Origin of the sequence: Pseudoalteromonas sp. BSi20429 (genome assembly GCF_000238895.1) — a bacterium.
Classification (GTDB): Bacteria; Pseudomonadota; Gammaproteobacteria; order Enterobacterales; family Alteromonadaceae; genus Pseudoalteromonas; species Pseudoalteromonas arctica.
This window is the reverse complement of record NZ_BADV01000015.1, coordinates 89,964-113,750: the sequence shown is the minus strand read 5'-3', so window position 1 is coordinate 113,750 and position 23,787 is coordinate 89,964. Positions and strand designations below refer to the sequence as shown.

18 protein-coding genes are annotated in these 23,787 nt (G+C 39.4%); 8 read left to right on the top strand and 10 right to left on the bottom strand.

Annotated elements, in window-relative coordinates:
- Nucleotides 1-111 precede the first annotated feature (111 nt).
- The 5 genes from betA to P20429_RS16265 all read right to left on the bottom strand — a co-directional run bounded on the left by betA (nucleotide 112) and on the right by P20429_RS16265 (nucleotide 4,803).
- Nucleotides 112-1,779, bottom strand: coding sequence for a choline dehydrogenase (gene betA / locus P20429_RS16245; protein ID WP_007580779.1), 1,668 nt, complete (start codon nucleotides 1,777-1,779; stop codon nucleotides 112-114).
- Between the two features lie 11 nt (nucleotides 1,780-1,790).
- The gene (gene betB, locus P20429_RS16250; protein ID WP_007580777.1) at nucleotides 1,791-3,254 is read right to left on the bottom strand and encodes a betaine-aldehyde dehydrogenase; all 1,464 of its coding nucleotides are present in this window, start codon (nucleotides 3,252-3,254) and stop codon (nucleotides 1,791-1,793) included.
- A 1-nt stretch (nucleotide 3,255) separates the two neighbouring features.
- Nucleotides 3,256-3,831 (bottom strand): transcriptional regulator BetI, encoded by a 576-nt coding sequence (gene betI / locus P20429_RS16255; protein WP_007580775.1) that lies wholly within the window; start codon nucleotides 3,829-3,831, stop codon nucleotides 3,256-3,258.
- A 409-nt stretch (nucleotides 3,832-4,240) separates the two neighbouring features.
- Complete coding sequence (locus P20429_RS16260; RefSeq protein WP_007580773.1) at nucleotides 4,241-4,546, bottom strand: hypothetical protein; 306 nt, start codon at nucleotides 4,544-4,546, stop codon at nucleotides 4,241-4,243.
- Entirely contained in the window at nucleotides 4,546-4,803 is a 258-nt protein-coding gene (locus tag P20429_RS16265; protein ID WP_002958616.1) for a DUF3081 domain-containing protein, read from the bottom strand. Before P20429_RS16265 ends, P20429_RS16260 begins: the two co-directional genes overlap by 1 nt.
- A gap of 146 nt (nucleotides 4,804-4,949) precedes the next feature.
- Between P20429_RS16265 and P20429_RS16270 the strand changes: the two genes are divergently transcribed.
- Nucleotides 4,950-6,230 carry a flavohemoglobin expression-modulating QEGLA motif protein gene (locus tag P20429_RS16270; protein ID WP_007580770.1) on the top strand — a complete coding sequence of 427 codons (1,281 nt, stop codon included), beginning with the start codon at nucleotides 4,950-4,952 and terminating at the stop codon, nucleotides 6,228-6,230.
- A 71-nt stretch (nucleotides 6,231-6,301) separates the two neighbouring features.
- Here the strand turns inward: P20429_RS16270 and P20429_RS16275 are convergent, their stop codons facing one another.
- From P20429_RS16275 to P20429_RS16290, 4 genes are read right to left on the bottom strand one after another with little or no spacing between them, the layout of a single operon-like run.
- On the bottom strand, nucleotides 6,302-7,105 hold the full coding sequence (locus P20429_RS16275) for a DUF1338 domain-containing protein (protein WP_007580767.1): 804 nt from the start codon (nucleotides 7,103-7,105) through the stop codon (nucleotides 6,302-6,304).
- 36 nt (nucleotides 7,106-7,141) lie between these two features.
- A complete protein-coding gene (gene astD / locus P20429_RS16280) occupies nucleotides 7,142-8,608 on the bottom strand; it encodes a succinylglutamate-semialdehyde dehydrogenase (protein WP_007580765.1) in 1,467 nt (488 codons plus the stop codon).
- Nucleotides 8,609-8,615: 7 nt separating this feature from the next.
- Entirely contained in the window at nucleotides 8,616-9,650 is a 1,035-nt protein-coding gene (gene astA, locus P20429_RS16285; protein WP_007580762.1) for an arginine N-succinyltransferase, read from the bottom strand.
- 50 nt (nucleotides 9,651-9,700) lie between these two features.
- A complete protein-coding gene (locus P20429_RS16290) occupies nucleotides 9,701-10,906 on the bottom strand; it encodes an aspartate aminotransferase family protein (protein WP_007580760.1) in 1,206 nt (401 codons plus the stop codon).
- A gap of 194 nt (nucleotides 10,907-11,100) precedes the next feature.
- On the opposite strand from P20429_RS16290, the gene P20429_RS16295 reads away from it, so the two are divergent.
- Together P20429_RS16295 and P20429_RS16300 are read left to right on the top strand one after the other, a co-directional pair.
- Nucleotides 11,101-11,529 (top strand): Lrp/AsnC family transcriptional regulator, encoded by a 429-nt coding sequence (locus P20429_RS16295; RefSeq protein WP_002958609.1) that lies wholly within the window; start codon nucleotides 11,101-11,103, stop codon nucleotides 11,527-11,529.
- A gap of 609 nt (nucleotides 11,530-12,138) precedes the next feature.
- Nucleotides 12,139-13,308 (top strand): cache domain-containing protein, encoded by a 1,170-nt coding sequence (locus P20429_RS16300; protein WP_007580758.1) that lies wholly within the window; start codon nucleotides 12,139-12,141, stop codon nucleotides 13,306-13,308.
- A 59-nt stretch (nucleotides 13,309-13,367) separates the two neighbouring features.
- Here the strand turns inward: P20429_RS16300 and P20429_RS16305 are convergent, their stop codons facing one another.
- Nucleotides 13,368-14,300 (bottom strand): hypothetical protein, encoded by a 933-nt coding sequence (locus P20429_RS16305; protein ID WP_007580756.1) that lies wholly within the window; start codon nucleotides 14,298-14,300, stop codon nucleotides 13,368-13,370.
- Between the two features lie 383 nt (nucleotides 14,301-14,683).
- Between P20429_RS16305 and P20429_RS16310 the strand changes: the two genes are divergently transcribed.
- The 5 genes from P20429_RS16310 to P20429_RS16330 are packed head-to-tail and all read left to right on the top strand — an operon-like array spanning nucleotide 14,684 to nucleotide 23,784.
- A complete protein-coding gene (locus P20429_RS16310) occupies nucleotides 14,684-14,986 on the top strand; it encodes an isoamylase early set domain-containing protein (protein WP_007580752.1) in 303 nt (100 codons plus the stop codon).
- A 9-nt stretch (nucleotides 14,987-14,995) separates the two neighbouring features.
- Nucleotides 14,996-16,990, top strand: a complete 1,995-nt coding sequence (gene malQ, locus P20429_RS16315; protein WP_007580751.1) for a 4-alpha-glucanotransferase — start codon at nucleotides 14,996-14,998, stop codon at nucleotides 16,988-16,990.
- Nucleotides 16,991-19,198: a 1,4-alpha-glucan branching protein GlgB gene (gene glgB, locus P20429_RS16320; protein WP_007580749.1), complete on the top strand. Its 2,208-nt coding sequence runs from the start codon at nucleotides 16,991-16,993 to the stop codon at nucleotides 19,196-19,198.
- Nucleotides 19,191-21,254 carry a glycogen debranching protein GlgX gene (gene glgX / locus P20429_RS16325; protein ID WP_007580747.1) on the top strand — a complete coding sequence of 688 codons (2,064 nt, stop codon included), beginning with the start codon at nucleotides 19,191-19,193 and terminating at the stop codon, nucleotides 21,252-21,254. The genes glgB and glgX overlap by 8 nt, the downstream gene beginning before the upstream one ends.
- Nucleotides 21,247-23,784 (top strand): glycogen/starch/alpha-glucan phosphorylase, encoded by a 2,538-nt coding sequence (locus P20429_RS16330; protein ID WP_007580744.1) that lies wholly within the window; start codon nucleotides 21,247-21,249, stop codon nucleotides 23,782-23,784. Before glgX ends, P20429_RS16330 begins: the two co-directional genes overlap by 8 nt.
- Nucleotides 23,785-23,787: the final 3 nt, after the last annotated feature.

Genomic DNA, 23,787 nt, shown 5'->3' with positions numbered 1-23,787 from the left:
TTTATTGTTTTATTCTCGCATTAACACAACGTAACCTATTTACATCGTGTGCCACTGCAAGGCACGCATTGGTTTAGCCCGACGAGACTAAACCTAAGCATGTGGCTAAAGTTAGATCTCCGTACTACGTTGTGTTTCTTGCCAGTTTTTTGTTATGGCAACATTCACATCCGATTTCTGTAATGGGTCTTTACCTAAAATTATGTCAGCTGCTTTTTCGGCAACCATAATAGTAGGCGCATTCAAGTTTCCGTTAGGAACAGTTGGGAATATAGATGAGTCAACAACATGTAGTCCTTCAATACCATGTACTTGCGTATTTGAGTTAACAACGGCCATATCATCTTCACCCATTTTGCATGAGCAAGAAGGGTGGTAGGCACTTTCTACGGCTTGGCGTACAAAGGCGTCTATTTCTTCATCTGTTTGAATATGTTCACCAGGTTGAATTTCTTCATCGCGGTAGTCATCAAAGGCACTTTGTTCGATTATGTCGCGTGTTAAGCGAACGCACGCTCTAAAACCTTCAATATCGTCTTGGTGTTCAAGGTAATTAAATAAAATGGTTGGTGGTTGCTCAGGATTCGCAGAAGCAATAGTCACACTACCGCGACTTTTTGGTTTGTTATGACCAACATGTACCTGAAAACCATGACCTGCAAATGCACTTCTACCATCGTAACGCATAGCTGCTGGTAAAAAGTGATACTGAATATCTGGCCATTCAACACCGGGCTTTGAGCGAATAAACGCACACGATTCAAAATGATTCGTTGCCCCTAAGCCCGAACGCGTTAATAACCAGCGCGCACCAATCAACCCTTTTGAAACAATGCCTAGCTTGCCGTTAAGCGTGATAGGTTGCTTACACTTGTATTGAAAGTAAAACTCAAGATGATCTTGTAAGTTTTGACCAACACCTGGTAAATGATGCTGTACTTCAACGCCTGCTTTTTCAAGCACTTGAGTATCACCAATCCCAGAGAGTTGTAAAATATGTGGAGAGCCAATTGGCCCTGCACTTAGTACAACGTCTTTTGCAGCATGTGCAGTTTTAACGTCGCCATTTACTTTGTATTCAATGCCGGTGGCTTTTTTGCCATCTAAAATCACGCGTTGTGCTAGTGCACCTGTAATAATTGTTAAATTACTACGCGATTTAACAGGGTCTAAATACTCACGAGAAGCAGAGCTGCGCACGCCGTCTTTTACGGTCATGTGCATTGGGCCAAAACCCTCTTGCTGCGACGCATTATAATCATCTGTAGAAGCATAACCGGCTTGTACACCTGCTTTTATAAAGGTGCGGTAAAGCGGGTTTTTCATTTCGTTGCCGTTATTAACGCCAAGCGGGCCTTTGCCACCACGATAAGTATTTTCACCAAGGTAAAAGCTTTCTGCTTTTTGAAAATACGGTAAACACGATTGGTAATCCCAGCCGTTTGCACCGTGTTGCTGCCATTCGTCAAAATCTTTTGCGTGGCCACGTACATATACCATGCCATTAATAGATGACGAGCCGCCTAATACTTTGCCTCGAGGACAATGCATTTCACGGTTATCTAAATGAGGCTCAGGTTGCGTATGAAACTGCCATGCGTATTTGTCACTATTCATAGGAATAGATAACGCGGTTGGCATTTTTATAAAAATACTTTTATCGCTACCGCCAGTTTCAAGTAGTAATACGCGGTTACTTGAATCTTCAGATAAACGGTTTGCTAAAACACAACCAGCCGAACCCGCGCCAACAATAATATAGTCGTAATGATTACTCATAGTAGGGCGCCTTAAAATGGGCTTTCTATGTCGGCCATACCAACATAAATAGACTTAGTTTGCGTGTATTGATCAAGAGTTTGTATACCATTTTCTCGGCCAATACCCGATTGCTTATAACCGCCAACTGGCATTTCAGCAGGTGAGTTACCGTATGCATTAATCCAACAAATACCGGCTTGTAACTTATGAATAACGCGGTGCGCACGTTTAATATCGCTAGTAAATACGCCTGCAGCTAAGCCTAGGTGAGTCCCGTTAGCGCGTGCAATAACATCGTCTTCATCGTCAAAAATAAGCACGCTCATTACAGGGCCAAATATTTCTTCTTTAACAATAGTCATGTCGTCATTACAATCAATAAACACAGTCGGTGCTACAAAATAGCCATTAGGTGCAGATTTAGGTGAAAGCGTTGTACCACCGGTTAATAGCGTTGCACCTTCTTCAATACCTTTATTAACGTAGCTCATTACTAGTTCTTGGTGCTTTTTAGAAATAAGTGCGCCAAAGTTAGTATTTAAATCTTGTGGGTCACCAGCAATAATGTTTTTCTCAGTGCGCGCTTTAAGCTCATCAATAAACTGCTGATATACATTTTTATGAACGTAAATACGTGTACAGTTAGTACAAATTTCGCCTTGCGTATAAAAGTTACCTAACATAGCAGCACTAACCGCTTGCTCAATGTTGGCATCATCAAATACTAATAGTGGAGATTTACCACCAAGTTCCATCGTGACATCTTTTAAAGTACCGGCAGCACTCGCCACTACTTTTTTACCTGTGCCTACTTCACCCGTAAACGATACTTTATCAATATCGCTATGCTGCGTTAGCCACTGGCCTACATCGCCCGCGCCTTGAACAACATTAAACACACCTGCAGGTACGCCAGCTTCAACAAATACTTCTGCAAGTTTAATTGCGCCAAGTGGTGTTTCTTCAGATGGTTTAAATATAAATGCATTACCAGCTGCAAGGGCAGGGCCCGACTTCCAACATGCAATTTGTAGTGGGTAGTTCCATGCACCAATACCCGCACAAATACCTAATGGCTCTTTACGTGTGTAGTAAAAGTCATCACCAACCATTTGTTGTTGGCCTACTTGTGCTGGCGCAAGGCCTGCAAAGTATTCAATTACATCAGCGCCGGTTTCAATATCAACACAATTTGCTTCTTGCATTGGTTTACCGGTGTCGAGTACTTCTACAAGTGCCAGCTCATCGTTGCGCTCGCGTAAAATAGCCACTGCTTTTAATAAAATGCGACTACGTTCAATGGGTGTCATTGCTGACCACTGAGCAAAACCTTGCTTTGCACTGGCAATGGCTGCGTTTTGAATAAATTCGTCGGCAATTTCTACTGCGTAAATAACCTCGCCCGTTGCTGGGTTTGTTACATCAAATGTTTTGCCGTTCTGGTTTGCAAGAAAATGGCCGTTAATAAAATTTTGATAGACAGGTGTAGTCACGCTAGGCTCCATATTGCTTGATAAGTGAAAGTACGTAGCTTTTTGCTAACTTTTCACTGTGTTTAAACTGATTATTGTCTGATTTACTCAGTACTGCTCTTAACCATAGGCCATCGATCATTGCGGCGCTAAGTTCTGCAGCTTGCTTTGCTTGCTCAATAGGCATTAATTGCTTAAAAGAAAATGCTAAATTACTTTGCAAGCGTTTACTGTTTACGTTTTGTAGTCTGTGTAATTCTTCATCATGCATCGATTGCGCCCAAAAACTTAACCACGTTCGGGTTGTATCATTACGCTGTTGTACAAGCGCAAAGTTGGCTTCGATAATAATCATTAAACGTTCAATGGCATTCGTTTGGTTATTTACTTTACTTATCAAGCCTTGTTTTAAGCTTGTTAGTAAGTATCTAACCGTGGCTTCAATTAACCCCTGCTTACCATTAAAATAATGACTAATAATGCCTGACGATAAACCTGCATTTTTACTAATGCTGTTTATTGTTGTGCCTTGTAGTCCCTTAGTAGCAACTGACTCTATAGTTGCGTCAATTAGCTGCTGACGTCTGACAGGTTCCATTCCGACTTTAGGCATAATTTTTATTAATTGAACGTTCAATAAACATAAGCTTAAGGTAATAGCTCTAACAATTCAAGGCTGAAGTAAATACCTAGATGCCAAAATGTAGATTAATCATTAATAAAAGCGCAACTAATGCGATAAAGAAGATAAGGTTTTACTTTGTTTTATTTTATTTAAAACAAAGGCTTATGAATTTTATTTTGAAATTAAATAATAGTAATGATTTGTTTACAGCAATAAATGAATAAAATGATCAATAATCATTAGTGCAGTAATAGTTAGAGTACTAATAGTATTAATTTAATACAAAAGCGCACTAAACCTGCAATTGCTTAGTGCTCTAATAAATTTATATAGAGAGTAAACTTTGTGGTTTTATCGTTTTAAAGCGCTTGGTTTTGAAAGGTCAGGCATTATTAATAACGCCTTTAAAAAGTAGGGGGTAACGTCTTAGTCTATTGCCAATATAGTCATCAGCTAAAATTTGCTGGCAAATAAAGTCTATATCTTTGCTTGCTTCAAAAACCCAATCAAAGCGCTCTATAGCCAGTAAAAAACCACGCTTTAAATGAGTTTGAGCACGGTATTGTTCTAAATTTTCTTGAATAATTGAGACTTTGCTTGGATCAGCTCTAAGCTCTTCTACTACTTGGTTTATAAAAGTAGTATTGAGCTTACTGGTAGGGCGGTGTCTGCGTTTTCGTGGTTGCATTAGCTCTCGTTTGCAATGTTATATAATTTTTTCAAAAAGTCGTCTTTATGCTTTTCATGTTCGTAGTCAAGGTGGTAAGTATTATGAAAACCAAAGCGCAATTCAACGCCGCTACCTTGTAGGTATACTGTATAGCCATCTACGTCTGAATAAGCAGTAACGCCTTGATAATGCTTGCCTTCATCAGTCATTTCACCTTTTTGAATTATACGTTCATATACGGCTAAAATCTGTTTATTGTCGATTTCGTTTTTCATGTTTTATGCCCTTCGTTTAGTAACTCATACGATACAGATATGAGGGTCGATCATCTTAAAAACAATAGCTAAAAAAGTGTGATATTACTTTGTAATTTCGCTTTTTTAAATTATGCTCAAAACTCATTTATTGTTGAGCTTGCACCATGATAGACAAGGCGTTACTACTAAAAACTCGTGAGTTATCGGATCAATTAATTGCATTGCAAACTCCAATTAGGATACTCGATGCTATTAATTGGGATAAACAAACTAAAGAGGAGTTTTTTAGGCAAAAATACCAAAAAAATCCACTTATCGATCGTTCATATTATCAACAGCGCGACCTTGGTTTTGTACCTAGCGAGTTACGCCAAGCATTTTCTACTTTGCACCGTAACATTATTAACCAATTGGGACAGTTAAATCCGATTGCTCAATATATGGGAAAAATGTGCACCGAGTATAAAACGGTATTAAGTATGCTTGAGTATCGTGGAACGCCAGAGTTTCATGACTTATCAGTGGAGTTATTTGGTCACCCTAAAGACTTATTCCATGCTGGTGAGCCCTCACTTTCTGAGCTAGCTAATATGCTAGATAAACCGCTGCAAAATTTACTTATAGCCGACATACTGCCTGACGACCCTAAAAATATTGATGCTGTTGATGCTGTGCGTATTTTGTCTGAGCAAGTAAATGCCAGTATGGCAGGCATAAATGTAGAGGTAATGCTTAGTGATGGTATTGTTAGTGATGCAGCCGCAGGTGCTAATAATATAAAGCTTAATCAAGATGTTAAGTTTTCTCAGCGTGAACTTGATATATTGGAAGTTCACGAAGGGTGGATACACGTAGGTACCACTCAAAATGGTTTAGCTCAGCCTTATTTAACGTGTTTGAGTAAAGGCACGCCTAGCTCTACTATTACCCAAGAAGGCCTAGCGGTATTAACCGAAATTATTACTTTAAAATCGACCCCAAGGCGCTTATCTAAATTAGTTAACCGTATTCAGGCCGTTACAAAGGTAATAGATGGCGCTGAGTTTGTAGACATTTACCGTGATTACGTAGCGCAAGGTTTATCAAAAGATGACAGCTACACACTCGCGCAGCGTGTATTTAGAGGCAGTACGCCAACAGGTTTGCCTTTTACAAAAGATATTGCCTACATTAAAGGCTTTGTATTGGTTTATAACTTAATACGCGTTGCAATACAGCTTGGTCGAATAGATAGACTCCCTTTATTACTGGTAGGTAAAATATCGATAGATGATTTTAGATTAATATCGCAGCTTCATGATTTAGGTGTAATTGAGAGCCCACAATTTGTGCCACCACACTTTAAAGACTTACGCGGTTTGGCAACTTGGTTGAGCTTTGGCCGCTTTATTGGCGATTTATCGTTTGAAAAGTTAGAAAACGATTATAAACCGTTATTTTTATAATTAATCAACATAACCTACCGACATAAAAAAAGCCCATAACGGGCTTTTTAAATAAAGTACTTTAGGTTTTGCTATCGAGCGTTGGTGCTTTCAAATATTTTGTCAGCTGAGGCTGCAACAAAACCAGTATAAAGCTCACCGTCGGCTTTAGGGTAACGAATAGCAAACTCATAAAAACAGCTAGGGATGCTCATATCACCGTCACTAAAGGTAACAGAGTATTCATCAGCAAGTGTTGACGATTGCTCTAGTAACACCTCTGGTGAGCCTTTAACTTCACCGCCTGACGTATTAAGCGAAAAGCCGGCGTCTTTTAGGGCTTGGTTAACATCATGAATGTTATCAAACTTAGCAAGCGTATTAATATTTACTGTAAAGTGATTGGCGCGGTAACCCCACGCCGACATCCACGCTGCATACTCGCTTTCAGCTAGCAGCTGCTTATAAGTATCGGTGCTTACTTGCCAATGCGTGCCTGAATACAAAAAGTTATCAGCTGTTACTGCGCTTTCGTCAATTTTGTCAACCATGTCGGTTACGATGGCTTGTAACTCAGGCGAGCATTTTTCAACTAATAGCTCAGAGATAAACACTTTTGGCTGATTAGGATCGCTATGCTCGTAGTGCTTTGCGTAAAGTTTTTTAGCTTCAAAGTGGTACTCACCACATTCTTTGTAACCAATAGCTAAAAAGTGAGCAGCGAGCTTTTCAAGACCCACTTTTTCAATATTAAACGTACGCAGCGCAATATGATCGTTAATAATGTCATCTTTTTGCGTTGACCCTAAAAGGTCATGAATTTTGTCTGCCGATGGTGTTACGTTCAAGTAGTTTTTCCAAAGGCTCTCAAATAATGTGTTTACATCAGTATGCATGTTAAATCCTTAAATCTAAAATTTTGGTTTTATTGCTTATTCAATTACCAAGCCTGGCGCTAGGGTTTGCGGTAAGCTCACTTTGTCTGACTCAACAGATGCTACAGGGTATGCGCAATAATCGGCTGCATAATAGGCACTTGCTCTGTGATTACCACTGGCGCCAATACCGCCAAATGGAGCTGCACTTGAGGCACCCGTAATAGGGCGGTTCCAGTTAACAATCCCTGCACGAATGCGCTTTAAGAAGTGAGTGTAATCATCTTCACTGTCGCTAAGTAAACCTGCAGATAAGCCAAAGCTTGTGTTGTTAGCTTCAATAATTGCGCTGTCAAAGTCGGTGTAACGATACACTTTAATAAGCGGTCCAAAATGCTCTTCATCTGGCATGTCGGTAATGTTTGTTACATCAATAATGCCTGGGCTTACAAAACCGGTGCCTGATTTTAATTGCTTAAGTTCAACAAGGATTTGCGCGCCTTTTGACACTAATTCACTTTGCGCAGCGACCATACCCAGTGCTGCTTTTTCGCTTATCATTGCACCCATAAAAGGCTGCTCTGTAGCAAAACTGTCGTCTACAACTATGTTTTTAGTCGCGCTTATTAGCTTTTCTAAAATAGCATCGCCATTGAGCGATTTTTCAATAAATAAGCGGCGTGCACACGTACAGCGCTGACCTGAGGTAATAAAGCCTGATTGAATAATATCGTGCACAGCAGCGCTTACATCACTCACGTCTTTTACAATAAGAGGATTATTACCGCCCATTTCAAGTGCTAAAATTTTGCCAGGGTGCCCTGCAAATTGCTTATGTAGTAAGTGACCTGTGTTTGAGCTACCGGTAAAAAACAATCCATCTATATCTTTATGAGAAGCAAGCGCTTTGCCTGTTTCAATTTCACCTTGGACAAGGTTAATAACACCCGCTGGTAAGCCCGCTTTTAACCAAAGTGAGAGGGTGAATTCTGCAACGTGCGGTGTTAGTTCTGATGGCTTAAATACTACGGTGTTGCCTGCTAAAATTGCAGGAACAATATGCCCGTTTGGTAAATGCCCCGGAAAGTTATACGGGCCAAAAATAGCCACAACGCCATGCGGTTTGTGTCTAATAAACGCTTTTGCACCTGGCATTGGGTTTTCGGTTGTACCGGTACGTTCATGGTACGCTTTAACTGAAATAGCTACTTTGCCTGTCATTGCGCCCACTTCGGTACGGGTTTCCCATAATGGCTTACCTGTTTCGCGTGCAATTATGGTCGCAAATTCTTCACTGTGTTCTTTTAATTGAGCTGCGAAGTTTTCAAGAATGGCTATACGCTCTTCAAGCGGCTTATCTGCCCATTGTACCTGCGCTGCTCTGGCTGCTTTTATAGCTGAATCTACTTGCTGGGCGTTTGCGCCATTACCTTGCCATACCACATCGCCATTACTTGGATTGATTGACTCAAATGCTGGACCAAGGCCCACATGCCACTGGTTATTAATTAGGTGTGTATTCATAAATAATTTACAGGCGGAAAAATCGCGCTGCATCTCCTTGACTTAAATTAAGTGCTTTAGCCACATCTTGGCTAATGACGAGAGTATGTTTTGCATGATTGTAATGTGCGTCTTTGGTAAATGTTGCTCTAAAGCCACTTACGCCTTGATTACATACAGCCAGCGTATCAGAGCTATTTTGTGATATGTGATCAAGCTCACCAATAGTAATAGGGCAAACTTGAGAGTCGCGAATGCTGCGAATATTACCAAGCTTTGCTTCAACCGTTGGACCTGCGTCAAATAAGTCAACGTAGCCTCTGTGCTCAAAACCTTCTTTTTCTAATAATTTTAGCGCAGGTTTTGTTTTTTCATGCACATGCCCAATAACTGCTTGGGCTTTTTTGCTAAGCAAGTTCACATAAATAGGGTATTTAGGCATTAACTCGCTAATAAATACCTTATCGCCTAAGCCAACTAAGTGATCCGCTTCTGGAAATTCGATACTAAAAAAGTGCTCTTGCAGCCATTGCCAAAAAGGAGAATGGCCGTCTTCGTCGCTAACACCGCGCATTTCTGCGATAACAGTATCGGCAAAACGCTCGCTATGCTGAGCCATAAATAAAAAGCGTGAACGCGATAAAAATCGACCCGTTAAACCTTTGCGGCTATTTTCGCGCAAAAATAATGTGCATATTTCAGAGCAGCCTGTGTAGTCGTTACACATGCTTAAAATATCAACGGTGTTATATACATTTAAAGTAGGCGAGTGGTGTACTGTTTTACCTAAATGATAATGATATAAAGGCACCGATAAACCTACCGCAGCTTCTATAGCGGTTGTGCCAATAACGTCACCTGTTTCACTGTCTTCTAAAACAAATAAATAGCTTTCATCAAGTGGCTGGTTAATGTTTTTGGCAAAGCTTTTTTCAGCACGTTCAATTTTTTCTTTAAGCTGTGCATCGTCCACAGGTAAAGAGGTAAACCCATGACCGGATTCAATCGCTATTTGTTTAAGCGCGTCAAAATCATTGGCAGTAATAGGACGTAATACTTGCATTTATTGCTTGCTCCAATAGCACGCCTGTAGGCGTGCTAATTTAAACTATATTAACCGTTTACTACATCGCTAACGGCTTTTTCAAAGCGCGCTAAGCCTTCTTTAATATCTTCAAACGGGATAACTAAAGACGGTGTAAAGCGAATTACATTCATGCCCGCTACAAGGTTCATTAAACCATTATTAGCACTTGCTACTAAAAAGTCGCGTGCACGTCCTTCAAATTTATCATTTAGTACTGCGCCAATTAATAAGCCTTTACCACGTACTTCGCTAAATACGTTGTATTTTTCGTTAATTGCGTTTAATCCGTCACGGAATAATTGCTCGCGCTCTTTAACACCGTTTAGTACGTCTGGTGTATTTACTGTATCAAATGCCGCTTCAGCTACAGCACAAGCAAGTGCGTTTCCGCCATAAGTAGAACCGTGAGTACCAATTTTTAAATGCTCAGCAATTGGTGTACGAGTGATCATAGCGCCAATTGGAAAACCACCACCCAATGCTTTTGCCGTTGTTAAAATGTCAGGAACAACGCCTAAACCTTCATAAGCGTATAAATCGCCTGTGCGACCAACACCCGTTTGTACTTCATCAAAAATAAGTAACGCGTTATGTTTAGTACAAAGTTCACGTACTTTTTTAGCAAATTCATCTGTTGGTGAAATAATACCGCCTTCACCTTGTAATGGTTCCATCATAACAGCACATGTTTTATCGCTGATTAGCGCTTCAAATGCTGCTATATCGTTAAAATCACAATGTACTATGTCAGCAGGTTTAGGACCAAAGCCGTCAGAATATGCAGCTTGCCCGCCCACAGTTACTGTAAAGAATGTGCGACCATGAAAACCTTTATTAAATGCAATAATTTGCGTTTTTTCAGCGCCATATACATCCAGTGCATAACGACGCGCTAGCTTAAGGGCTGCTTCGTTTGCTTCTGCGCCTGAGTTTGCAAAGTAAACTTTATCAGCGAATGTTGCTTCAACCATTTTTTGAGCTAAACGAAGTGCTGGCTCATTAGTCATAACATTCGATAAATGCCAAATTTTTTCGCCTTGCTCTTTTAATGCTTTAACTAATGCAGGATGACAGTGACCCAAACAGTTAACGGCAATACCACCAGCAAAATCGATAAACTCGTTATCATTTTGATCCCAAACGCGTGAACCTTCACCACGAACTGGAATGATTGCTGATGGATTATAGTTTGGTACCATTACGTCGTTAAATAAGTCTCTTGTTACTTGCATTTTTACACCTAAATTTAATGGGCTTAGATAAAAGATTAGTTGCTAACTCAAAGAAGAATATAGCCTTTATTCTTCAGCAAACACGTTATTATTTCTTGTAGAGGTCATTATCGAAGGTTAGCTATTAAAATTGCAGTGCTATTTTGTGAAAAATGATTAAAATAAAAGACAAAATAACGAAGAAAATAACCATTATGATAACTCCACAAGATGAAAAGCTACTTTCTGTACTAAAAACAAACGCTAGAGCGAGTATTTCTGATCTTGCTCGCATGCTTGACTTATCTCGTTCAACGGTACAAAGCCGTATGCTCAAACTAGAAGAAACGGGCGTAATTAAAGGCTATAGCGTTGATTATGGTGACGACTACCTCAGTAAAATGGTATCAGCTCATGTGTCTATAAAAGTAAGGCAAAAATTAACAACTAAAACAAATATCGAGCTTAAACAAATTGATGCAATTTCGCAGCTTTACGCCATAAGTGGTGAGTTTGATTTAATTGCTGTAGTACAAGCGCAAAACCTAGAGCAATTGAGTCATTTGCTAGACGATATAGGTAATCTTGATGGAGTAGAGCGCACAACATCTTCTGTTATTTTAGAAACTAAATTTAAGCGCTAGAGTCAGTGAGTTTTTTGTTTTAGTCGTTAAGTGAACACTCGGTATACTTTAGGTAAGTAATAGAAAGGCTAGGGTTTGTTGATCTTTCAAGGTTGAATTTTCAGTAGCCTGTTTAGTATTCAGGCAAGGCAGAGCCTATGCAGTGTAGTTACTCCCCATAAATGGGCGATAACGTAGCATTAATGCCAAACAGGCGCTGCTCAAAGGGTTCTTCCTAGGAGCTATTTACTCTTTGTTGCCTGCATGGATGCAGGTAAGGGCCGTGAGCAAGACGCGGAAGCTTTGCTCGGTTTTTACTTATTCTTACATGGATGTAAGCCATTAGAGCAACGCAGGAGCAGTTATCGAGCGCACTAGGTTACAAATCTCGCGCCGCGATTAAATAGCGCCTAGTTTGAACGGATTTTAATCCTCAAAGATCAACAGACCCTAGATATAAATGCATTAATTTAAATATTTAAGTGTACTTTTTATAAGCTAATAGCAGTAGAGCATAGATTTAAATATTGAAGCCATTGATAAGATACAAAATTTTGTAAGGAGAATTTATGCTTTTTTAATATGCATGACTATACTCATTTTAATTTGTACAATATTTAGTAATGGATTATGCCTGCATATTTTTTTACCCTCTTATTGGGTTTAACTGAGCCTCTTCAGTTTGGAACAAACTTACCCACCACTGCACCTGATAATGCAGTCAACCAAGTTGAGTGTATTTTATTTGAAATGGGAGCCCCTTTTCAGCTACAAACCTTGCCATGGTTACGTGCACGTCGAGAAGTAAAGTTAGACCGCTTAGATGGTTATTTCACAACTCATTTAATGCCTGAAATGAAGGCCTATGGGCGCATATCATCCCCCATCTTTTTAGAAAGCTGGTACTGGTTTACTCATCCAGAGAGCATTAATAAACCAAAAAATAAAATGCGTTATGGTGCAGTAAGAGGGAGTTATCAGGCTAATTGGTTTAAAACTCAGAATATTATTGCTGAGGTAGAAGTAAATTCATTAGAAGAAATAGTAAATGTTATGCACCATAAGCGGATTGATAGAATTCTACTTGATTTAGACGATTTTGAATTAGCAGCCTCTAAGCTAGGCATTAATGAAGATGAGTATCAAAGAGAATTTTTTAGGTATGTGCCTTTGGGATTATTTGCTTCGCATTCACTTATTAAACGCTTCCCTAAATTTATGCAGCAGTTTGATGAAAATATAAATACTTGCGCGCAGGCTCCATTTTCACTATCAAAAAGTGAAGAAAAGCAAATACTTGATAGGTTGTCCAGTAGTGCTAAAACCTTACTAAACTTACCTAGTTTAGTAGAACAAGTTCAAATAAGTAATGAGTCTCCCTTAAGTGAATCTGAAATTAAAAAACTAGACCGGCTATGGATAAAAGAAAGTAAACAAGTTGAGCACCCTGATGGGTTAACTATGCTTAATTTACCGTTATCTAAAGTATTTAAAAAATGGCAATTACAATTTAAAGGTGTTGTTACTGAGCTAATATTGACTGATAACCAAGGAAAAAACATCGCTATTAGTAAGCTAACCAGTGACTACTGGCAAGGAGATGAAAATAAGTTTACTAAAATATTTAAACAGTCAAAAGATTTTAACTTTGATAGCGTCACATATGATGCATCAACACATCATTTTCAAGTTCAGCTAAGTTTTCCTGTTTTAGATGATAATAATAGTCATATTGGAGTGTTAATTTTAGGAGTTGATGTAGAAAAAGCACTTCATTCGTCAAACGCAAAGAGTAATTAACTCATTACCTTTCACATAAGTTAGCTAAGCTTTAATGCTTCAGCTTAGCTAACTATATGCTATGGAAGTGTTTTTTCTGAAATAGGTTTTTTTCTTATAACTTCTTTTTTGGCTTTATCAAGCTTTATAAAATAAGCATTACCGCCTATGCCTTTAAACTCTTCATCTGTAAATACAATCGTGTTGTCATCAAAAAAGGTGACTGCTTCTTTTTGAGTAACAATCCCTAAGTCTATTTTTGATACATCACCAGAGAAAAACTTATCACCTTCAAAGTTTTCAAATAACCAAAGACTTGTTGAATCAAGTAAGACTAATTTTTTACGATCGGGGCTGAGCGCCGCAGAGGTTATCCAGCATAGTTTTTCAAGCGTGGTACACGTTTTAAAAGAGTCAATTAGCTCAGCATCAAAATTTGCTGCATGATCGCCCACTTTATACACTTTAGTAATACCATCGAAAGGTTCAGTGCGGTTTTTAGTAAATAAATATAAATGACGACCTAGTGCTACAAATGCTTCTAAATCAAAATTTCGGTCGTTGGGTTTTATTGGACTGCCATCCATTTCAGGGTAGGTAAACTTAATTATTTCGGCTTGGGTTGTGTTTGTTTTTATATCTATAGGGTTTTCTATTTTATAAATAGTGAGCCATCTACGATCATTTTTGTTATTACCAAAATCCCCTAAAAAAAAGTGCCCAAATTTGTTTTGGGTCATGTCTTCCCAATCAATGTTTTTAGCGTTTTCAACCAAAATTTCTTTGGCAATAGAACCATCTTTGTTAAGGCGGTAAAGCTTGGGTTCGTTGCCTCCGTCGTTAATAGCCCATAGACGTTTTTGTTTATCAAATTCAATACCTGAGATTTCTTTTAATTTAGGATCAACTGAGATTTCTTTTTTACTATAAAGGGTATAGATTGAAGAACCAACAAGTGTGGCTATTATTAAAAAGATGATGGCTATAGTTATTAAAATGCTTTTTTTCAACATGAAAATTATGATATTTCAGAGTATTAAGATGCTGTGTATTATCGCTGATGAAAGTACAGAACAAAAGAATTTTATAAATTTAGGCAATACTTTTGGATTATTTAACTTTAAATTCGATTAAATAAATAATATGTGATGTACGCTTAGTTGGTTCAAATATTGCTCTGTACTACTGAGCTTTTTAAAAAAGATTGTTTATATACTAACCGCACTTTTTAAGTGCAGAAAAAATGAATTGTTGCACTGTAATAATGCGTAAATAAAGTTTTGGTTAACTTACAACGTGTTTAATGATTTTGAATGGAATCCACATCGCCTTTTTGTTTAGTTGTATGGCCTGTGGCAAAGATTAAGTACCCTTTTTGGTTTAGTTGGAGCCTGCTATGTTAAATAAACGTTTTTTTAAAACAAAAGATGAAGCTGAAGTAACCTTTGAATTTTCTCATCCAGAGGCAGAAGAAGTTTGCTTATTAGGCGAATTTAATGATTGGCAACCTGTGCCAATGAAGCTTAATAAAAAACAAGGTGTGTTTAAATTTAAACAACGCTTACCTATCGATCAACAATTTCACTTTCGTTATTTAATAAATGGAGACATTTGGGATAACGACCACCAAGCTGATGGTTATATTGGCAATACATTTGGCACAGAAAACAGCATAGTAAATACTCAACGCATTAATTAAGGCGATTCAATGGATGCTCTTTCGCAGTTGTTTTACCTGCATGGTATTGGCTTTGAATTCACTAAGTATACAGGTGAACAGGTGTTTTTTAGCGAAGACACGCGTAAACGTGCTTTGCAATGTTGCGGTGTTGATACAAATAACGAAGCCGAAATAACTCAACTAACTTATGATTTAGATGCATCGCTTTGGCTGGATTTAGTACCTAGTGTGAGTTTGGTTGACCAAAAAAAATGCGCTTTAAAGCTTCGTATAGACGAACGTCAGCAGTATTTAGCCGCCAACATTAATGTCCCTTCTCTTGGGATTAATATAGCGGTTGAGAACCTTTATAATTTGGCAGTTACAGGTGAATATTACTTACATGGCGTTCGCTATATTGAGCTGGCACTACCCATAGATAATATGCCAATTGGCTATCATGACGCCAATGTTCAGGTAGGTGAGCAACACGCTATTACACAAATTTGGTGCGTGCCTGAGCAAGTCTATCAAGTTGAAGACACAAAGCGCACAGGGTTATCTATTCAGCTTTACACATTAAAAAATAAAGCGCATTTAGGTATTGGCGATTTTGACGATTTACTAACGCTTACAAAATTATGTAGCTCGCAAAATATGGATTACATATTACTTAATCCACTGCATTTGTTATTTGCTGATATGCCAGAGCGTGCAAGCCCTTATAGCCCTAGTAGTCGGGCTTTATTAAACCCTCTTTATATTTCTATAGTATTAAGCGAAGACGCACAAAATAACGCAGTTCTACATGACCTCATGCAACGAGACGATGTAATTACACTTATAAAAAGTAATGATCAATTTATAGATTATGAAAATGTAAGCCATATAAAGTATGCGTTATTTGAAGCGCTTTATAATCAGTTTGAATTAACGGCAAGTGATGAGCGTCGCCAAGCGTTTACTGATTTTTGTAATACTCATTCAACTACGTTAAATACCCTCGAATCAGATAACTTAACATTTGATTATTACCTGCAGTGGCAAGCGCATACGCAATTGGCACTGTGTCAACAAAGTTGTGCAGAGCGAGGTATGGCTATTGGCTTAATAAATGATTTAGCTGTTGGTTGTGCGGGTGATGGGGCCGAGTTTAAAAATCAAAAGCCACTGTTTAGCCAAGGTGCAAGTGTAGGTGCTCCACCAGATCCATGGGCCGAAGCTGGCCAAAACTGGGGGCTTCCAGCACTAAATCCTCAAAGTCTTAGTAATAATCACTACCAATTCTATCGCTCGCTCATTCGCGCAAACATGCAAAATGTAGGTGGACTTAGAATTGACCACGTAATGGCTATTAGGCGCCTATGGTGGTGCTTTGAAAGCAATGGTGAACAAGATGGCTGTTATGTTTACTACCCGTTTGAGCACTTACTCGCCATTTTAAAAATTGAATCACATATTAATCAGAGTATTGTTATTGGAGAAGATTTAGGCGTTGTGCCGCCAGAGGTAAGGCAGGCTTTGGCATCTAGCGGTATTTTTTCTAACAGCTTATTTTATTTTGAAAAACAACACAGTGGTGAGTTTTTATCGACTGATGAGCTAGCAACACAGTGTTTGTTAATGATAGCCAATCATGATGTACCGCCATTTACAGGTTGGTGGCAGCATGCTGATTTAAATATTAAGCAACAATACAAGCTTATTACTTGCAATGAATACGAGCAATTAAAGCAACAACGAATAGAAGAGCAACATAGGATACTACGATTTATTAATCGCCATACCAATACAACCGAGCTTTTATTACATAGTAATTCAGTCGAAGTATATAACGCACTAGCATTATGTTTGGCGGGTTCTCAATCGCGTTTATTTGCAATACAAATAGATGATTTAGATGAGCAGAAGTATCCGGTTAATATCCCCGGGACAGACAAAGAATATCCTAATTGGCGACGTGTATTAACGCATACCAGTGAAGAAATTTTTACCAAAAATGCCTCACTTTTAGCTGCTATCGATTCAATAAGGAAAGGTTAAATGAGCAGTACAACTAATGAAAATAGTTACGATGCACAGGTGCATGCATTAAATACAGGACGATTTAAAGACCCATTTAGCTTTTTAGGGGCACATAAAACGGATGCTGAGGTTGAAATTCGTTTTTACTTACCTTGTGCAATAAGTGTGAGTGTTACATTAAACAATAAAAGTATTAAGGCGCAGCGCTACCAACAAAGTGACTTATTTATAGTCAAAGTTGATGCGCTGCCCACTGCGCCTTATCAATGCATTGCTCAGTACACAAATAGCAGCACTACCTTTTATGATGAATACAGCTTTGAAAGCACACTTGATGCAGAGGCAATGTATTTATTTAACGAAGGCAGCCTTGAACATGCGTACTCTCATTTTGGTGCACATTTTAGCACTCAACAAAATGTAGAGGGTGTGCGCTTTTGTGTATGGGCGCCTAATGCTGCAAGTGTCTCTATTATAGGTGAGTTTAATTTTTGGCAAGCTAATCGCCACTTTATGCGTTTTCATCCTGCAAGTGGTGTATGGGAGTTATTCGTACCAGGCCTTAAAGCCGACATGTGCTACAAATTTGCTATTACCGCTCAAAGTGGAGAAGTACTCGAAAAAGCCGACCCCTATGCATTTAAAATGCAACAAGCCCCTGGCACTGCAAGTGTACTGCAGTATAAACCAGAACCTATAAAGCTTGGCGAACAGGCACTTCAAAACAGACAGAAGCGTAACCATATTGATGCACCAATTAGTATTTACGAAGTGCATTTAGGCTCATGGCAACGCGCTGAAAACAACCGCTATTTAAGTTACACAGAGCTTGCCGACAAACTCGTTAGCTACGCTCTTGAAATGAATTTTACTCACCTGCAACTTATGCCAATAAGTGAATACCCGTTTGATGGTTCGTGGGGGTATCAGCCTGTTGGATTATTTGCACCTACCAGCCGCTTTGGCGACTACAACAGCTTTAAATACTTTGTAGAGCAGTGCCACAAAGCTAATTTAGGTATTTTACTTGATTGGGTGCCAGGGCATTTTCCCAGTGATCCGCATGGCTTACATCGATTCGATGGCACTCATTTATATGAGCATGCTGATAAACGCCAAGGGTTTCATCCTGATTGGAATACCTACATTTATAACTACGACCGTCCTGAAGTTAAAAGCTTTTTAATATCAAATGCTATGTATTGGCTACATCAATTTGGCTTAGATGGCCTGCGTGTAGATGCCGTAGCTTCTATGTTGTATTTAGATTACAGCCGAAAAGAAGGCGAGTGGGTTGCTAATTGCTACGGCGGGCGTGAAAACTTAGGTGCAATTGAGTGCCTAAAGCAAGTCAATATGCGCAGCTATAAAAACAACCCAGGCATTATGATGGTGGCTGAGGAGTCAACAGCATGGCCGGGTGTCACCCAAAGTGTTGAGCACAACGGTTTAGGCTTTGGTTATAAGTGGAACATGGGTTGGATGAACGATAGTTTGCATTACATGCAGCACGACCCGCTTTATCGTCAGCATCATCATCACGAAATGACTTTTTCGATGGTATACGCGTTTAGTGAAAACTATATATTGCCATTAAGCCACGATGAGGTAGTACACGGTAAAGGCTCGTTAATTGAAAAAATGCCAGGCGATGATTGGCAAAAATTTGCAAACTTACGCGCTTATTACGCATTTATGTGGGCACACCCGGGTAAAAAACTCTTATTTATGGGCGGTGAAATTGCGCAGCGAAAAGAGTGGGGACACGATCATTCTATCGATTGGCATTTACTTGAGCACCAAAGCCACAGCGGTATAAAGCACACCGTAAAAGCGCTCAATACCGTTTATAAAAACCAACCTGCGTTGTATGAGCTAGATTCGAGCGCGGCTGGTTTTACCTGGATAGATAACAATAATAATCAGCAGAGCATTTTAAGCTTTGTTCGCTATGCTAAAAACGCAAAAAACTTTGTGGTTGTTATTGCTAATTTTACCCCCGCATCCTATGAAAACTACGTTATTGGCGTACCGAGTAAAGGGCGTTATAAAGTTGTTTTAAATACAGACGATACTCAGTTTTTTGGCTCTGGCGTTGAGGTAACTAAAGATTCATCGCAGATAGTTCAGGCAATAAACGAATCAAATCATGGTTTTAAACACAGTATTTCAATTGCCATTGGTGGCTTAACTACTATTTATTTACAAAAGGTTGATGATGAGTAACCGATTTGATGTAGCACCCGGTAATGTAGAACCACTTGGCTCTAGTGTTATTGATAATGGGGTCAACTTCGCGCTTTATGCGCCTGGGGCAAGCCAAGCTTATGTATGCCTGTTTGATAAAAGTGGCCATTCAGAAATTCTAAAAATGGCGATGAATATCAACGAAGGGGGTATTTGGAGTATTCATATTTCGCCATTAAACGCCGGTGCGCTTTATGGTTTTAGAGTTGAGGGTGAATATAACCCTAAAAATGGTCAACTGTTTAACGAAAATAAGCTGCTGATAGACCCATATGCAAAAGACTTGTTTGGCGAGTTTACTTGGAGTGAACGCCATTACGGGCAAATGCCAATCGGTACTAAAAGCACTGTAAATAATGCGATTGATATACCTAAATCAAAAGTAGCGGCTCCTACGTTGTATACGCATAAAAAGCCTAATCACCGTTGGTCAAACACGGTTATTTACGAGTGCCATGTCAAAGGTACAACGTGTCGTCATCCTAAAATTCCCAAATCTCTACAAGGGAAGTTTTTAGGGTTAAGCCACCCAAGCTTTATTGAACACTTACAAAGCTTTGGTGTTACAGCCGTTGAGCTTTTGCCTGTTCATTCTTTTATTAGTGAGCAATTTTTAACAGGGAAAGGTTTGCAAAACTACTGGGGTTACAACACGCTTAACTTTTTTACGCCCCATAAAGACTATTTGGTAAACGACGATATAAACGAGTTTAAGCAAATGGTGCGCGAGCTTCATGCTGCCGACATAGAAGTTATTTTAGATGTTGTTTATAACCATACAGCAGAGGCGGGGGCGGATGGCCCTATATTATCGCTAAGAGGCTTTGATAACTTAGCGTATTACCGCACAGTAGAGGGTCAGCCTAATGTATATATAAACGATACCGGCTGTGGGAATACCATAAATATTGATCACCCTAAAACACTGCAACTTGTACTTGATAGCCTTCGTTATTGGGTTGAGGTAATGGGAGTTGATGGATTTAGGTTTGATTTAGCGACCATTTTAGGGCGCTCAAAAGCCGGCTTTAGCTCTGCACATACTTTTTTACAAGCAGTAGCCCAAGACCCTGTGCTGAATAAGGTTAAGCTAATAAGTGAGCCTTGGGATATAGGTCCTGGTGGCTATCAGCTTGGGGCATTTCCGCCGCCATGGCGAGAATGGAACGATCAATACCGCGATGTAATTAGACGTTTTTGGCAAAGTGAAACGGGCATTATTGCCAACGTTGCAAAACGTTTGCATGGATCGTTTGATATTTTTGAGCATAGCCAACGTGGACCACTTAATAGCATTAACTTTATAACGAGTCATGATGGTTTCACGCTTGCCGATTTAGTGAGTTATGAAGAAAAGCATAACGAAGCTAATGGTGAGCAAAACAGAGATGGGCACAGTGCAAATCACTCGTTCAACTGTGGAGTAGAAGGCTTTACCAGTGACTCAAAAATAAACGCACTGCGTTTGCAACAACAAAAGAACTTTTTACTTACTTTAATACTCTCAAAAGGTGTACCCATGATTGCCGCTGGCAGCGAAATGGCGCACTCTCAAGGGGGTAATAACAATGCTTATTGCCAAAATAATCGCACTAGCTGGCTTGCCTGGAAAGATTCTCAACTTAATCATTCGCTAACACGATTTATTGATGATGCTTTAAAAATTAGACGCGCGCACAGCGCGTTCAAACACAGTGTATTTTTAGATGATATAGACGAGCGTTTTACCGTTAAGTGGTTTACTGAACAAGGTAAAACCATGACCGACGCTCATTGGCATGAAGATACCAGACAGTTTTTAATGTATAGCTTACTTGATAAGCAAAATAATCATGCATTACTGATGGTATTTAATGCCAGTAAAAAAACAGTTTTTTGCCAAATGCCGCCTTCGCCTATTAATGCGCCGTGGCAAATGGTTTTATCAAGTGTAAATAATGCATCTGTGAGTAGTAATGAAGATGCGATGGTTGAAATTTCAGCACAAAGTAGTTGGGTTTTTAGTGCTAATTTAGAGGATGTAAGTCATGGCTAAACAAAGTGAACAAGTGTGTGTAGTAAAGGGCTGGCAAGAAGGTCCTGTTATAGATGAAAGTACGCTTAAAGATGACTTAACACGGCATTTTTATTATACCCTAGGTCGCGATAAGGTCGGCGAATCAAGACTGTATTTATACCATGCTTTAGCGCTGACTATTCGCGACAGACTTGTTGCCCGCTGCAGAGAAACGAATCAACAAATTAAGCAAGAGAAACGCCGTAAAACGGCTTACCTTTCTCTTGAGTTTTTAATGGGACGTGCGCTGGGTAATGCAATACTAAACCTAGATTTAGACGACCAAGTTGCTGCTGCATTACAAGAATACTGCACAACACTAGAAACGCTTGAAGATGCCGAGCACGACGCAGGTTTAGGTAACGGTGGTTTAGGCCGCCTAGCTGCTTGTTTTTTAGATAGCTGTGCAAGTCTAGCGTTACCTGTCATTGGTTATGGCCTTCGTTACGAATACGGCATGTTTAACCAATCAATTAAAGATGGTAACCAAATTGAGCAACCAGATAACTGGCTGCGCGAAGGGCACCCATGGGAGCTAAGCGCGCCAGAACATGCAAAACGTGTGAAATTTGGCGGCTACGTGCAAAGTTACACAGATAAATTCGGCCGAGAGCATCGTCAATGGATGAGTTCACAAGATGTATTAGCTGTACCTTACGATGTACCTGTTCCAGGTTATAAAAACAATATTGTAAATACGCTACGCTTATGGAAATCAGAAGCGACAGATGAATTTAATTTGACCGAATTTAATGCAGGCAGTTACTCAGAAGCCGTCGCACAAAAAAACCTAGCTGAACAAATTACCATGGTGCTGTACCCAAACGACAGCAGCGAAAATGGTAAAGAACTTAGATTGCGCCAACAATACTTTTTATCATCTGCGAGTATTCAAGACGTAGTTGATCAGTGGGTTTCCCAACATGGCGAGAACTTTAGCGACTTTGCTGATTTTCATGTTTTTCAGTTAAACGATACACATCCAAGTATTGCTGTTGCAGAGCTGATGCGTATTTTAATTGATGATTACGAACTTGATTGGAACGATGCTTGGCAAATCACGACTAAAACAATGGCCTACACAAACCATACGCTACTTCCTGAAGCGCTTGAAAAGTGGTCTGTCTCGTTGTTTTCAAAATTATTACCACGCATTTTAGAAATAGTTTACGAGATAAACGCACGCTTTTTAGCACAAGTTGCACAGCAATGGCCGGGTGATGTTAATAAACAGCGTGCATTGTCGTTGATTGAAGAGGGCGATGAGCCGCAAATTCGTATGGCTTACTTAGCCATTGTAGGTAGTTACTCTGTAAATGGCGTAGCAGCACTGCATACCGAACTGTTAAAAGCGGGTTTATTTAAAGAGTTTTACGCACTGTGGCCAGATAAGTTTAATAACAAAACAAATGGTGTTACACCAAGACGTTGGCTTGCACATTGTAATCCCGTTTTAAGTAAATTAATCAGCGAAAAAATTGGTCATGACTGGGTTAAAAACTTTTCAACAATTAGCGACCTACGTCGCTTTTACGATGACAAAGCATTTCATGAGCAATGGCAAAATGCTAAACGCGAAAACAAACAGCGTTTAGTTGATTTAGTTAAGGCGCGCTGCGATGTTGATTTTGACGTATCGATGATGTTTGACGTACAAGTAAAACGTATCCACGAATACAAACGTCAGCTATTAAACATACTTCATGTGATTCATTTATATGACCGTATTCGCCGTGGTGATACCCAAGGGCTTGTTCCTCGCTGTGTGTTATTAGGCGGTAAAGCAGCACCGGGTTATTACATGGCTAAAAAAATTATTAAGCTTATTAATAACGTGGCAGAGGTTATAAATAAAGATCCGTTAGCGGCCCCGTATTTACGCGTCGCCTTTTTACCTAATTACAATGTAACCGCTATGGAAGTGATTTGTCCTGCAACCGATTTGTCAGAACAAGTATCTACCGCAGGCAAAGAAGCGTCTGGTACTGGCAACATGAAGTTTATGATGAATGGTGCATTGACGATCGGCACGCTGGATGGTGCAAACATTGAAATTAGAGACGCCGTTGGTGCAGACAACTTCTTTTTGTTTGGGGCACAAGCGCATCAAATTGATGATATTAAGTCACGTTACAATCCTGAGCATTTAATCGCGCAAAATAGCGATTTAAATAATGTAATGCAACTACTCGAAAGCGGCCATTTTAACTTGTTTGAACCATGCTTATTTGACGATATTACAAATGCAATTAAGAGCCCGCACGATCCATGGCTTGTTGCGCACGATTTTGAAAGTTATGTAGCAGCTCAAAAAGAAGTTGATAAAGCTTACGCAGATCAAACCTACTGGACACAAATGAGTATTTTAAATACGGCAGCCAGTGGAATGTTTTCAAGTGATAGAACCATAAGCCAATACAGTGAAGACATTTGGCATTTAGAACCCCTCAATATTAGTGAAACAGACTTAACGACAACTAAAAGCCATGCCACTAACAGCCTAGACTAAATG